The sequence below is a fragment of the Chryseobacterium piperi genome, assembly GCF_002285635.2.
GTDB lineage: Bacteria > Bacteroidota > Bacteroidia > Flavobacteriales > Weeksellaceae > Chryseobacterium > Chryseobacterium piperi.
The window spans coordinates 2,827,677-2,841,772 of record NZ_CP023049.2 but is presented as its reverse complement, the minus strand read 5'-3'; the positions used below and the strand labels follow the sequence as shown (position 1 = coordinate 2,841,772).

Here is a 14,096-nt window from a genome sequence, read left to right as displayed (position 1 = left end):
ATTCTAGTAGGGTTTATTCGATATGGAAAAAGAAAGAGGATGTAGGCCGATTATTCCCAAATTGAGTTTATAACATGATATATAAAAAGCAGATATTGATATAGAAAATACTACTTATATTATACTTCACTTTTAGAAAAGTAAATCAAACGCCCTACTTTTTGCTATAGTTATTTTTAATTTTCTCCCATTCAATAACATCTGAGTATAGGCTTTTTAAGAAAGGGTCTTTATATAATGAATCTTCTTTGTATTTAATAATAAAGTAATTCAAGTCGGGATTTTTATTAAGAGGAGGAAATAGCATATATCTGACTCCTCCTTTATATTCTTTTTCTTTTTCTAATTGTTCACCAGTAGGAGTTTCTTTTACGATTTTATAAGAGAGGAAATATATTAACGGTAGTATTAATGGAGCTACTACGTATATTTTGGGGAATCGATCTAATCCTCTTCCTATTAAGATGAGAATGAAAATATAGAGAACCAAGTGGAATACATAAATGTCTGATACATTATGTTTTATGCAGAAGGCAATAAAAGGTAAAGCGCCTACAATGAAATAATCCAGAAGTTTTTTATTTTTAAATCCCCAAAATATAAAGATGATGAAAAATAGGAAGTTATATATTAGAATACCTGAATTTTTTAGGATGCTTTTAGAGATGACTTTTAAATCAAGATTAAAAATAGATTCTGTATAGTCGGGATTAGTGAATATAGCAATAAACGAATGATGCCCTAATAATGGAGGGATTAATAAAACTAAAAATAAACCTATGGTGATCAATAGCCCATATAAAAGATGATTTTTAAGAGTTTTTGAATTCTTAAAAATTAAATAACAGTACAATGGTATAAAAAGAATGGTTTGAATGTGTATTAAAAAAAGAAGACCAAAGAAAAAAGAGACTCTATAAAAATGTTTTGATTTCTTTTCCTGAATGAATTTGAATACGTGAATAAGAAATAAAACAACAAATAGCAGATAAAAGGTATAGACTTCAGTAATTATTGATTGTCTCCAAAAGGTAAATGACAATCCCATGAGTAAAATACATAGGATAGAAGACCTTGATGAAACCTCTGAAATCTCTAATAGTTTTTGCAAATAGAAAAGGAATAATAAACCAGATAATATACTGACCCCAACAAAAAGGAAATGAACATTAATAAAAGGAAGCAGTATATGAATGAATGCTAAAAAATTAGAAAATAGTAAATGATTCGTTGCATTTGAATCAAAGCTGAATCCATGGTAGCCTTGTATGGTGAAAATGAGACTATCCCCTAAAGAGGGATCGCTGGCAACTGACAAGATGTAGATTATTGCTAAAAATAAAATACTTAGTACTAATTGGAACGTGGATTTATTATTCATATTCAAAAGAGAATCATCATGATGTTTTCAAATGTAAAATTATTGAAACTTAATAATAAAGAGATCATATTTTATGATAATAAATAATTTAAATGCTTAGGAAGATAATTGAATTAGAAATATATATTAAGCTGATTTTCTGAGCTGTATTTGTGTTGTTATCTAAAAAAGATAGAAAAAAATTAATTTTATTTTAAAATATTCTGATAATGGAGTGGTATTTGTAAGGAGAACAGGTAAGATGTGGGAATACTTATTCCCCAAACTGGTTTAGAACCATTTGATTTAATATTTTTTTAATAAAAAAACTCTACCTTTGTCAAAATGAACTTTTTAAGATTGATTTTAGCATTTTACTTTATGGCATTAACGATGGTGCCATGCGAAGATGCGCATAAACAATCGGGGTCGTCTAAAACGAGCTTTTCATTAAGTATTGAAAAGTCTCATTCAAAAGATGAAGGTGATGTATGCTCTCCATTATGTATTTGCAACTGCTGTCAAATAGCAGTTACAGCTTTTAAAATGGAACCGACGATAAGTATTCCGGAGCAGGTTCACGCATATTTTTCAAAAAAGATCCTTTTCCAGAAACACGATTTTGCTTATCAGGTATACAACCATATCTGGCAGCCCCCTAAAATTTAATTTTTGTTGACGTTAGAAAGTAATGCTTTCTGAGCTTACGTGAAACTTTGCAATTCCATTGCAAGGAACTTCATGATATTTTTGCACATGACATTTAAAATGCCCCAGTGCATGTATTTTCAATAAAAATAAATCTTATTTGTGTTAGATAAAATCATAAAATTCAGTATCAAAAACAAGTTCATTGTAGGTATCATGACCTTGTTGTTGATTATTTGGGGAGTGTGGAGTGCTACCAGACTACCCATAGACGCAGTGCCTGATATTACAAATAATCAGGTGCAGATTATTACAGTGTGCCCTACGCTTGCTGGCCAGGAAGTAGAGCAATTGGTTACTTTTCCCATTGAGCAGAGTATTGCCAATGTTCCTGATATTCAGGATATGAGAAGTATTTCAAGATTTGGACTTTCCGTTATTACCGTAGTTTTTAAAGAAGATGTAGATGTCTATTTTGCCCGGCAGCTTATTAGTGAAAAGTTAAAACAGGCTGTGGAAGAAATTCCGAAAGGAGTGGGAATTCCGGAACTGGCTCCTGTAAGTACAGGATTAGGAGAAATCTATCAATATATTTTGCACCCGAAAAAAGGGAGTGAGAAAAAATACAGTACCAAAGATCTGCGTACGATGCAGGACTGGATTGTTCGAAGACAGCTTAACGGAACTCCGGGTGTTGCAGAAATCAACAGTTTTGGAGGTGAGTTAAAGCAGTATGAAGTAGCGATTAATCCCAACCGTTTGAAAGGGATGGGAGTTAGTATTTCTGATATTTTTACCGCATTAGAGAAAAATAATCAGAATACCGGAGGAGCCTATATCGATAAAAAGCCGAATGCTTACTTTATTCGGGGAGTCGGGATGGTCACGTCATTAGAAGATATCAGGAATATTGCGGTGAAAAATGAAACCGGAAGTATTCCTGTTTATATAAAAGATGTAGCAGATGTTCGTTTTGGAAGTGCCGTTCGATATGGCGCGATGACCTATAACGGAAAAGTAGATGCTGTGGGTGGAGTAGTGATGATGTTGAAAGGAGCCAACAGTAACGAGGTAGTGAACAATGTGAAAGCTAAAATACCAACGATTCAAAAATCTCTTCCGGATGATGTGGTGATTGAGCCTTTCATTGACCGGACTGATCTCGTTGGAAGAGCTATGAAAACGGTAGAAAAGAACCTGGTAGAGGGGGCATTAATTGTGATTTTCGTCCTTGTTGTTTTTCTTGGGAATCTTAGAGCCGGACTTATTGTGGCGTCAGCGATTCCACTTTCTTTATTATTTGCGTTGGGAATGATGAATGTTTTCGGAGTAAGCGCCAATCTTATGAGTTTGGGTGCAATTGACTTTGGGCTTATTGTCGATGGGGCGGTTATTATTGTAGAAGCAACATTGCATTTATTGCATGATAAGAATAAAGGAAGGCTTACTCAAGTCCAGATGGATAAAGAAGTAGGAACTGCGGCATCCAAAATGATGAATAGTGCTATTTTTGGACAAGTCATTATTCTTATCGTTTATATTCCGATTCTTTCTTTGGCAGGAGTAGAAGGTAAAATGTTTACGCCGATGGCAAAAACCGTAGGATTTGCTATTATCGGAGCTACCATTTTATCTGTTACTTATATTCCAATGGTAAGCTCATTGTTCCTGTCAAAAAATATTAGCCATAAAAAAACAATCAGTGACAAAATCATGGACTTCCTTCAAGGAGTTTATCAACCTTTGTTACAAAAAGCCCTTCGTTTGAAGTTTTTGATTGTCTCTATAACGATCTCTATTTTTATTATTGCCGTTCTTATATTCAGAGGAATGGGAGGAGAGTTTATTCCACAATTACAGGAAGGAGATTATGCATTTCAATGTATTTTGCCACAGCAAAGCTCATTAAGCCAGAGTTTGGAAACTTCCATGCAGGCTTCCAGGATCATTAAGTCATTCGATGAGGTGAAATTGGTCGTGGGCAAAACAGGATCAGCGGAAGTACCTACTGACCCAATGCCTCCTGAAGCATCTGATATCATTGTTGTGCTAAAACCACAAAGTGAATGGAAGACAAAGAAATCATATGAGGAATTAGGAGATGAAATCAGCGCAAAACTGGAAGCTATTCCGGGGGTATATTTTGAAAGAAATCAGCCGATTCAAATGCGTTTCAACGAATTGATGACTGGGATCAGACAAGATGTTGCCGTTAAAATTTTTGGAGAAAACCTTGATTCTCTTGCAATTTATGCAGAGAAAGTGGGAAAAGTAATCCAAACTGTTGATGGGGCGAACGCTCCACAAATCGAAAGAGTAAGTGGGCTTCCTCAGATCAATGTGACTTATGACAGAACGAGGATTGCTAATTACGGAATGAATATCGAAGATATCAATAATGCTTTAAGTACTGCCTTTGCAGGGAAAAGCACCGGGCAGGTTTTTGAGAACGAAAGACGTTTTGATTTGGTCGTTCGTTTAGATAGTCTGAACAGAACTAATATTGATGATGTGAATAATCTGATGATTAACACCAAAACAGGAGCGCAGATTCCACTTTCGCAGGTAGCCAATGTTAGTTATAAATTAGGACCGGCACAAATCAGCCGGGAACAGGCAAAGCGTAGAATTGTAGTCGGATTTAATGTAAAAGGGCGTGATGTGCAAAGTGTGGTTAAAGATATTCAGGCGAAACTTGAAAAAGATATTAAATTACCCGCCGGATATTATTTTACCTATGGTGGACAATTTGAAAATCTGCAGGAAGCAACACAGCGTCTTACGGTTGCAGTACCAATATCATTATTGTTGATTTTCTTATTATTATATTTTACTTTCCACTCTCTGAAACAGGCTGCTTTGATTTTTACAGCGATTCCTATGAGTGCTATTGGAGGGATATTTGCCCTTCTGATAAGGGGAATGCCTTTCAGTATTAGTGCCGGAATTGGATTTATTGCCTTATTTGGGGTAGCCGTTCTTAATGGAATTGTATTGATTGGAACCTTTAATGAATTAGAAAAAGAAGGAGAAAAAGATATTTTTAAAAGAGTAATAGAAGGAACGAAAACAAGACTTCGTCCTGTATTGATGACAGCTACCGTAGCCTCTTTAGGATTCTTACCGATGGCAATATCTACAGGAGCCGGAGCTGAGGTTCAAAAACCTTTGGCGACAGTGGTTATTGGAGGATTAATTAGTGCTACATTTTTAACACTATTTGTATTGCCGATGTTATATATTATCTTTAATACAAAAATTCCATTGAAGAAGATAAAAGTGAAACCATTGACTCCTGTGATTATTCTTGGATTTTTAATGATGGGACAGCTGGCTAATGCTCAATCTAAAACATTGACTGTGGAACAAGCGGTAGAAACTGCTGTAGCGAATAACCTTGCCCTAAAATCCAAAGACCTGAGTATTGAGTCTGCAGTAGCCTTAAAGCCTACTGCTAAAGAACTTCCGAAAATGAATTTTAATGCTCAACTTGGGCAATATAACAGTCCTACTTTTGATCAGTCTTTTGCAATTTCGCAAAGTATTCCTTTTCCTACCATATTTAAGGCAAGAAAAGAATTGATTACTGAAACCATAAAGAGTAGACAGATCGATAAAGAAGTTTCGGCTAATGAATTGGTAAAACAGGTTCGTTCCTATTATTATCAGATTGAATATCTGCAATATAATAGAGCGCAGCTAAAGAATCTGGATAGCCTTTACCGTGACTTTATCCGTATTGCAACAGTGAGATTTAAGGCAGGTGATATCAAAAAAATTGAGATCAGTACTGCTGAAACGCAACAAGGAGAAATTAATCTTTTGCTTAATCAAAATCAGGTATTTCTGGATAATGCGTATAAAAACCTGAAAACACTTTTAAACACTGCTGAGGATCTTGAAGTTCCGTTTAACGGAAATTACGAGCCGCTCAAAGCCGGAAATATATTGGATAATAAAGTGGTAGATAATAATCCTACAATCAGGGCTTTTTATCAGGAAATGGAGATTGCAGAAAGGAATATGAAGGTGGAAAAGGCACAGGGGCTTCCGGAATTTAGTTTAGGATATACCAATCAGTCTTTAACGGGGTCTTATCCTGTAGGTGGGCGAGAGGTGTTCTATAATTCAGGTAATCGTTTTAGTTTTGTAAACCTTGGTGTTGCTATCCCACTCACTTTTGGAGCTACAAAGGCAAGAATAAAGTCTTTGGAATACCAAAAGCAGGTAGCAGAAACCAATGCGAGATATCAAAAAGATCAGTTGTCTACTCAGTTACAAAATGCATTGACTCAGTACCAACAGGATACCCAACAATATAACTATTATGTAGGACAGGCTATTCCGAATGCTGAGAAAATTGTAAAAGCAGCTCAATTAGGATATAGAACAGGAGAGATTACTTACGTAGAATATCTTTTTGCCTTACAAACTGCGACAAACATTCAATTAAAATACCTGGAATCTATCCAGCAGGTAAACCAATCTGTAGTAACTATTAATTCAATAATTAATAAATAAAATGAGAAAAAAACATATCATCATATATTGTATCACTCTTTCTTTATTAGCCATTAGCTGTGGGAAAAAAGAAGAGACCGCTGAAAAAACTCCGGAGAAAACAGTGCAAAAAGCCGAGAAACCGGCAGATGCTCCTCAAATGATCGCTTCATTAACGGAGGAACAAATAAAAGCCGTTGGAATTATGATGGGAACCGTTGAAATGAAGGATTTAACTTCTACGGTTAAAGCCAATGGTACCCTAAGTGTTCCCAATAATAGTAAAGCCAGGATCACCTCTTTGTACGGGGGGATTATTAAGACGCTTACCGTGCAGGTAGGAAGTGAGGTAAGGAAAGGGCAGGTGATTGCTACTATTGCCAATCCGGAATTTATTAGGTTGCAGGAAGACTATCTTACGACCAATAGCAGAATTACTTTTGCAGAACAGGAATACAGAAGACAAAGAGAACTCTTTGATAATGATGCCGGAGCAAAGAAGAATTTACAGAGTTCTGATGCCGAGCTAAAAGCATTAAGAACGAGAAGAGCTTCGTTATTGAGACAACTTCAAATGATGGGAATAAGCCCCGGTGCTGTTAACAATACGAACATGAGATCCGGTTTGGTGATAACATCTCCGATCAATGGAACTGTCAGCAGCATTTCTGCACAAATAGGAAGTTATGTAGATGTTTCATCCCCTGTGGCTGAAGTAATTGATAATCAATCCATCCATTTGGATTTACAGGTGTATGAAAAAGATCTTCCGAAAATGAGAGTAGGACAAATTGTTCATTTTAATCTGACCAACAATCCTGAAACAGAATATGATGCAAAAGTGTACAGCATAGGCTCATCTTTTGAAAATGAAAGTAAAACAATTTCCGTACACTGCAATGTGATAGGAAATAGAGCAGGCTTAATAGACGGAATGAGCATTACCGGAATTGTGAGTCTTGAACAAACAACTACTCCTGCCGTTCCGAATGAAGCTATTGTAGAGGCGGACGGGAAGTTTTATGTTTTCGTAGAGACTGATAAAAAGCCGGAAGAAGATCATGACGAAGAAGAAGCCAAACCAGCCCAACCCAAAAAGGAGGTTAAAACCATAAATTTTGAAAAAACAGAAGTGGTAAAAGGATCTTCAGATATGGGATATACGGCAATAACACCGGTTACTAACATTGCACCAGGCACAAAAATAGTAGTAAAGAGTGCATTCTTTATTAATGCTAAATTGGTCAATGGAGGAGAACATGATTAGTAAACAGGGCCAATAAAAAGAAACACAAAAGCGTCAGTATATTTTAATATTTGGTAAAATGGCTTAAAAAGAAGAACTTGAAAAACAGGGAAACGGCTATTCAAATATAGAAGCACTTTACCGATAGGTATCTTATTTATCGGTTGAGTTGTTTCTATACAAACCAAATTAAAGACTGTTGTAACAACTATATTATTATGAGAGGATTATAGATGCAAAGAGCAACTTCCGGAAAGGATTTTTTTGAGAAAATATATAACCTTGACGGATAAGGGATCATTTTTATTCCTAACTTAGAGTTGCTATAATTTTTCGGAAGCATCATAACAATGATGATGAATGTAGTTCTTAAAATGCAAACTAAATTTTCAGAAAACAACAGATCTTAATAGTTTAAAAATTTAAAAAAAGAAATTTATGTTATTAAATAAAAAGGTATCCATTTGGTATTTCATCAATGAGATAAAATCGCAGGTTTTATTTGTTGGTTTATTTGCCGTATGTATAGGACTTTTAGATTTACTTCCCGGATTTCGTAAAATATCACTTCCGTTAAATATTCCGGCACTTATAGGAACAGCAGTGTCTTTACTATTAGCCTTCCGGACCTCGCAATCTTATGAAAGATGGTGGGAAGCAAGAATTGTATGGGGAGCGATCGTCAATGATTCGCGGACTCTTGTGAGATTAGTCACACAATTTCTTCCGGATGGGGATGGCAAAGCGGTAAAAGAATTCGCGGAAAGACAGATCATTTGGAATTATGCTCTCGGCGAATCGTTAAGGAGGCTTCCTTTTTCGCCACGGGTACAGGAATATTTGGATACTCATAAAATTTCAGCATTAAATATTCCCAATGCATTGCTGGATGAACACTCCAAACAGATTAGAGAAATTACGGCTTCAAAATCAATTACGGAATTTCAACAATTGCAGTTAAACGAGGCGGTTACAAAATTATGCGATAGTATGGGGAAATGTGAAAGATTAAAAAATACGGTTTTCCCTAGATCATACAGTATTTTGGTACACATTTTAATCTATGTGTTTGCTGCGATCCTGCCTTTTGGATTAGACGATCGTCAACTGATTGTAGAAGTGGTGATCACATTTTTGGTTCCTACTATGTTTATTGCTATAGAAAGAACCTCTATTATCATGCAGGATCCATTTGAAAATAGTCCTGTAGATACACCGATGACTTCATTGGCACAAACGATAGAAATTAATTTAAGACAAATGATAGGGGAACAAAATGTCCCGATGAAGCCGGAAAATCCTTTATACTACGAAATGTAATATAATACAAATAACTGTGAATGATGAACGAAAAAAACACTCAAACCCTTTCTGCAGCAAGTAAGCACAAGAAGAATCTTTTGATTGTAGTTGTGCTAAGCGGAACCTATCTTATTGCTGAGGTTGTCGGTGGGATCCTTACCAATAGCCTCGCTTTACTGGCCGATGCTGCGCACATGCTTACTGATGTTGTCGGTTTGCTTTTGGCGTTTATTGCAATAAAGATTGGAGAACGGAAAGCAAATCCTAAAAAAACGTATGGCTATTACCGGACGGAAATATTAGCTGCAGTCATTAATGCTGTAGTATTGTTAGGTATTTCCTTATATGTGTTGTATGAAGCTTATCAACGATTCCAGAATCCACCGGAAGTACAAAGCAAATCAATGCTGATTGTAGCAGGTATAGGTCTGTTGGTAAATGTTGTAGGAATGCTGATCCTTAGGAAAGACTCAGAAGCGAGTCTTAATATGAAAGGAGCTTATTTCGAGGTGCTTTCAGATATGCTTACCTCGGTTGGGGTAATGATTGCCGGGGTTATTATGCTCACTACTAATTGGTATTATGCAGATCCACTGATTTCAGCTGCAATCGGATTGTTGATTTTTCCAAGGACATGGCGTCTTCTGAGGGAAGCAATCGATGTTTTACTCGAGAGTACACCCAAAGATGTGGATATTAATAAATTACGTCAATCATTAGAACAGGTTCCAGGGGTGAAAGGATTACATGATCTGCATGTCTGGTCACTTACATCCGGGGTTAATGCAATGAGTGCACATGTTGTCAGAGACAATTCCTCTGCTCATAATGAATTGTTGAAAAATTTGACCGATGAGGCAGTCAACAATTTTAAAATCACCCATACTACTTTTCAGATCGAAGAAGAAGGATATAAAGAAGGTGAAGTGCACTTTTAAATACAATATATAAATATAAATGAAGAAACACATCGAAGATAAACTCATTGATAAGAATACCAAGCCTACAAGTATGAGGATCCTGGTGTATGACTTTTTAAGCTCCCAGGAAGTGGCATTGTCATTATCTGAAATTGAAGATTATTTTGAGAATGCAGATCGTACTACAATTTACCGAACGCTGAAAACCTTCGAGGAGAAAGGAATTGTTCACAGCATACAGGAAAATACGACAACCAAGTATAGGCTTTGTGATGATGATTGCGATGAAAAAACACATAAAGACTGGCATTTGCACTTTTATTGTAAAATCTGTAAGCAAACGACTTGCAAAGAAGATATCTCATTTCCTTCAAATATCAAGACCAATTTCAGGATTGATGAGGTAAGACTTTTTGCAAAGGGTATTTGTGAAAGCTGTCTCGAGAATTTGCAATAGTGTTGCATGTATTTTAAGTTTATTTTTGATGAAAATTATAAGTTATGGAAAAAAATAGTAATATAAAATCTCAGGAAATAGAGAAGGCCCACTTTGAAGGAGATGGTCATGACCATGGTCACTCTCATGATTCTTCAGATAAAACAATGTTCCAGTTGTTTCTTCCTGCTATTATTTCCTTTGTTTTATTGATTATAGGAGTTATTTTAGATAATTACATAAAAACGGAATGGTTTACAGGATGGGCTCGTATTGTCTGGTATTCCGCGGCATACGCACCGGTAGGACTTCCCGTATTAAGAGAAGCATACGAAAGCATTACCAAAGGTGATGTATTCTCAGAGTTTTTTTTGATGGGAATTGCAACGATAGGTGCATTTATTATTGCCCAATATCCTGAAGGAGTAGCAGTAATGTTGTTTTATGCAGTCGGAGAAGTTTTTCAGACCCTGGCGGTTACAAGAGCAAAAAGTAACATCAAATCTTTGCTTGATCAGCGTCCTGATGAGGTTACCATTATAAAAGATGGTCAACCCCAAACGATAAAAGCAGAAAAAGTAGGAATTGGAGAAATCATTCAGTTGAAATCCGGTGAAAAACTAGGTTTGGATGGTGAACTGCTATCAGAATCAGCTTCATTTAATACAGCTGCACTTACCGGAGAAAGTAAGCCTGATACCAAAGCAAAAGGAGATACTGTTCTGGCAGGGATGATTAATCTGAACACTGTAAGTCAGGTAAAGGTGACTACAGCTTATCAGGATAGTAAACTGAGTAAAATTTTAGAGCTGGTTCAGAATGCAACAGCTCAGAAAGCGCCTACAGAGTTATTCATTAGAAAATTCGCAAAAGTATATACTCCGATTGTTGTAGTACTTGCTATAGCGATCGCCTTACTGCCATACTTTTTTGTAGCAGATTATCAATTTAAAGACTGGTTATACAGAGCTTTGGTATTCCTGGTAATTTCTTGTCCATGTGCTTTGGTGATCTCTATCCCATTAGGATATTTTGGAGGAATCGGAGCAGGAAGCCGAAATGGGATCTTGTTTAAAGGAAGTAATTTCTTAGATGCCCTTGCCAGTATTCAGAACGTGGTAATGGATAAAACAGGGACGATGACAGAAGGAGTCTTCCAGGTACAGGAAGTAGACTTTAAGCCTGAATTTGATAAGCCTGAAATATTGAGACTTGTTAATGTTCTGGAAAGTCAGAGTACCCACCCGGTAGCTACTGCTATTCATGAATATGTGGGAGAAATAGATCACTCGGTTCCGTTGGAAAATGTAGAAGAGATTGCAGGGCATGGATTGAAAGCAACGATTAACGGAAAAGAATTGCTGGTTGGAAACTTTAAACTAATGGATAAGTTTAATATCCAATACGATATCAATCCTGATAATATTGTTTATACCCTGATTGCTGTGGGTTATGATAATAAGTTTGTCGGATACATTACTATCGCAGATACTATTAAGGAAGATGCGCAAATAACAATCAACAAGTTAAAAGCGTTAAATATAAAAACCACGATGTTGAGTGGTGATAAAAGTTCAGTAGTAAAATACGTAGCAGACACTTTGGGAATTCAGAATGCCTACGGAGATTTGCTTCCTGAAGATAAGGTAAATAAAGTAAAAGAAATCAAAGCAAAAAACGAAACCGTTGCTTTTGTTGGAGATGGAGTAAATGATGCACCGGTGGTAGCACTGAGTGATGTAGGAATTGCAATGGGTGGACTAGGAAGTGATGCAACGATTGAAACTGCCGATGTGGTAATCCAGGATGATATGCCAAGTAAAATTCCAATGGCAATCAATATTGGGAAAAAAACTAAGCAGATTGTATGGCAGAATATCATTCTAGCATTTGTGGTAAAAGGAATTGTTTTAATTCTTGGAGCAGGTGGTTTGGCAACGATGTGGGAGGCAGTATTTGCAGATGTAGGGGTTTCTTTAATAGCGATTTTAAATGCCGTAAGAATACAAAGGATGAAATTTTAATAGCTTAAGCAAAAAAGTTAACTGCCATTAATTAACTTTAAAGCTAACTATACAATTTCAAAATAGAGGCTCTGCTAATTTTAGCAGAGTCTTTATTTTTTCAAAAAATTATCAATGACTTTCATCATAAATTAAGCAAATGATCATTTTGAGTAGTATATTTGTGGGAGAGATTTAAGAATTGAAATTTTTCATATCCATATTCATTATTTTTACAATAGCAATACGTCCGGTATTGCCGTTGATTAATTATGCAGTCAATTATGACTACATTGTGAAGAATTTATGTGAAAACAGAGCTAATCTTCAATCTACCTGTAAAGGAAAATGCTACGTTGAAAAAGAACTGGCAAAGACCGAAAAACAGTCTGGTCCGCAGACAATTAAGATCTCTGTCCTGGATGTTTTTCTTTCCAATGAAATTCTTTCATTTTCAGGGGGAAGAGGATTTGACTTTTTAAAAAAGACTTTCAATTCAAACTATTGTAATTCTTACCCTTCAGAATATTTTTCAAGAGTATTCCACCCTCCTTTAGGATAATGACGATAAAACGATAGCCCTTACTGACTTTTTATTGCATTCATTATTGAATGTTTATAAGATGATTCAGTGATTTTCTATCGTTTAATTTTGCCCCGATGTATTTCGTATCATTATTAATTTCATTTCAATCCGATGAAACATCAACTCATTTTGGCAGTTCTTCTGTCTATATCATTATTCTCTTGTGCTAAGGAAACCCCTAAAGTAAAGCATAGTAAAAGTATGGTCACCCCAAAGGAAAATCTGAAAAACGTAAAAGTGGTGAACGCTGAAGATCCTGTATGCCACATGAAGACTGCAGATTATTTAAAGTTTACTGCAACGTATAAAAATAAGGAGTATGGTTTTTGCAGTGCTTACTGTAAGGACGAGTTCAATAAAAATCCTGAAAAGTATGTCCAAGAATAAAAAACCAACAAAAAATACTAAAAGTAAAATTATAATTCCAATTGCTGTAATTGCATTGATCTTTCTGGGAGTTGGATTTGGGATGAGCTACTTTAAAAATAACCTTTATACGGTAATGAAGGTTCCTGATTTCGAACTGACGGATCAGAACAATAAAAAAATAACCAACAAAGATATGTTGGGAAAAGTGTACCTCGTAGAATTTTTCTTTAGTAAATGTCCTACTATATGTCCTGTAATGAACAGCAATATGAAGGCCATTGAAGAAGAAATCAACAATCCTGAATTTGGGATTGTATCAATAAGTATCGATCCTGAAAACGATACTCCTGAAACTTTAAAACAACATGCTAAAAGAATTGGAGTGAAGTCTCCCAACTGGCATTTTCTTACAGGAGACAGAACCTATATAGGAAATCTGGCGGATCAATTTAATATTTACGTAGGAGATAAAGAAGATAAAGGAGAAAGTCTTAACCATAGCGGAATGATTGCACTGGTAGACCAGGATGGAAATATCCGATGCAGATACAATAAAGATAATATGCCGATTCTGTATTACTCAGGGCTTAATTATCAGGATCCTGAAGGAAAAATAGCCCAGCTTACGGGGAAATACCACCCCGACAGAGAAAAACTGGTTGAAGATATTAAGAAATTATTGAAATAAGGAGGAGAGAGGCAGGAAGTGATTCCGGATTATGAAGC

General features: G+C 35.8%; 11 protein-coding genes. 10 read left to right on the top strand and 1 reads right to left on the bottom strand.

Going from position 1 to position 14,096, the window contains the following annotated elements; genetic code table 11:
* Positions 1–154: 154 nt before the first annotated feature.
* Positions 155–1,381 (bottom strand): protein O-mannosyl-transferase family, encoded by a 1,227-nt coding sequence (locus CJF12_RS12435; RefSeq protein ID WP_034680339.1) that lies wholly within the window; start codon positions 1,379–1,381, stop codon positions 155–157.
* 324 nt (positions 1,382–1,705) lie between these two features.
* On the opposite strand from CJF12_RS12435, the gene CJF12_RS12430 reads away from it, so the two are divergent.
* The 10 genes from CJF12_RS12430 (at position 1,706) to CJF12_RS12385 (ending at position 14,058) form a co-directional block, all read left to right on the top strand.
* Entirely contained in the window at positions 1,706–2,029 is a 324-nt protein-coding gene (locus CJF12_RS12430) for a DUF6660 family protein (protein WP_051887127.1), read from the top strand.
* A 141-nt stretch (positions 2,030–2,170) separates the two neighbouring features.
* Complete coding sequence (locus CJF12_RS12425; protein ID WP_084675572.1) at positions 2,171–6,529, top strand: CusA/CzcA family heavy metal efflux RND transporter; 4,359 nt, start codon at positions 2,171–2,173, stop codon at positions 6,527–6,529.
* Between the two features lies 1 nt (position 6,530).
* Entirely contained in the window at positions 6,531–7,775 is a 1,245-nt protein-coding gene (locus CJF12_RS12420; RefSeq protein WP_034680336.1) for an efflux RND transporter periplasmic adaptor subunit, read from the top strand.
* A gap of 417 nt (positions 7,776–8,192) precedes the next feature.
* Positions 8,193–9,074, top strand: coding sequence for a bestrophin family protein (locus CJF12_RS12415; protein WP_034680333.1), 882 nt, complete (start codon positions 8,193–8,195; stop codon positions 9,072–9,074).
* 23 nt (positions 9,075–9,097) lie between these two features.
* Positions 9,098–9,994, top strand: a complete 897-nt coding sequence (locus tag CJF12_RS12410; protein WP_034680852.1) for a cation diffusion facilitator family transporter — start codon at positions 9,098–9,100, stop codon at positions 9,992–9,994.
* 19 nt (positions 9,995–10,013) lie between these two features.
* Complete coding sequence (locus tag CJF12_RS12405) at positions 10,014–10,433, top strand: Fur family transcriptional regulator (RefSeq protein ID WP_034680331.1); 420 nt, start codon at positions 10,014–10,016, stop codon at positions 10,431–10,433.
* Between the two features lie 44 nt (positions 10,434–10,477).
* Positions 10,478–12,436, top strand: coding sequence for a heavy metal translocating P-type ATPase (locus CJF12_RS12400; protein WP_034680330.1), 1,959 nt, complete (start codon positions 10,478–10,480; stop codon positions 12,434–12,436).
* Positions 12,437–12,617: 181 nt separating this feature from the next.
* Positions 12,618–12,977 (top strand): hypothetical protein, encoded by a 360-nt coding sequence (locus CJF12_RS12395; RefSeq protein ID WP_034680327.1) that lies wholly within the window; start codon positions 12,618–12,620, stop codon positions 12,975–12,977.
* A gap of 135 nt (positions 12,978–13,112) precedes the next feature.
* On the top strand, positions 13,113–13,388 hold the full coding sequence (locus CJF12_RS12390; RefSeq protein ID WP_034680325.1) for a YHS domain-containing protein: 276 nt from the start codon (positions 13,113–13,115) through the stop codon (positions 13,386–13,388).
* The gene (locus CJF12_RS12385) at positions 13,375–14,058 is read left to right on the top strand and encodes an SCO family protein (RefSeq protein WP_228379024.1); all 684 of its coding nucleotides are present in this window, start codon (positions 13,375–13,377) and stop codon (positions 14,056–14,058) included. The genes CJF12_RS12390 and CJF12_RS12385 overlap by 14 nt, the downstream gene beginning before the upstream one ends.
* The last annotated feature ends 38 nt before the right edge of the window (positions 14,059–14,096 follow it).

Bases quoted from the DNA above. Each gene is read 5' to 3' on its own strand.
- CJF12_RS12405 (WP_034680331.1), top strand. From the start codon at position 10,014: ATGAAGAAACACATCGAAGATAAACTCATTGATAAGAATACCAAGCCT.
- CJF12_RS12435 (WP_034680339.1), bottom strand. From the start codon at position 1,381: ATGAATAATAAATCCACGTTCCAATTAGTACTAAGTATTTTATTTTTA.
- CJF12_RS12410 (WP_034680852.1), top strand. From the start codon at position 9,098: ATGAACGAAAAAAACACTCAAACCCTTTCTGCAGCAAGTAAGCACAAG.
- CJF12_RS12430 (WP_051887127.1), top strand. From the start codon at position 1,706: ATGAACTTTTTAAGATTGATTTTAGCATTTTACTTTATGGCATTAACG.
- CJF12_RS12400 (WP_034680330.1), top strand. From the start codon at position 10,478: ATGGAAAAAAATAGTAATATAAAATCTCAGGAAATAGAGAAGGCCCAC.
- CJF12_RS12415 (WP_034680333.1), top strand. From the start codon at position 8,193: ATGTTATTAAATAAAAAGGTATCCATTTGGTATTTCATCAATGAGATA.
- CJF12_RS12385 (WP_228379024.1), top strand. From the start codon at position 13,375: ATGTCCAAGAATAAAAAACCAACAAAAAATACTAAAAGTAAAATTATA.
- CJF12_RS12420 (WP_034680336.1), top strand. From the start codon at position 6,531: ATGAGAAAAAAACATATCATCATATATTGTATCACTCTTTCTTTATTA.
- CJF12_RS12390 (WP_034680325.1), top strand. From the start codon at position 13,113: ATGAAACATCAACTCATTTTGGCAGTTCTTCTGTCTATATCATTATTC.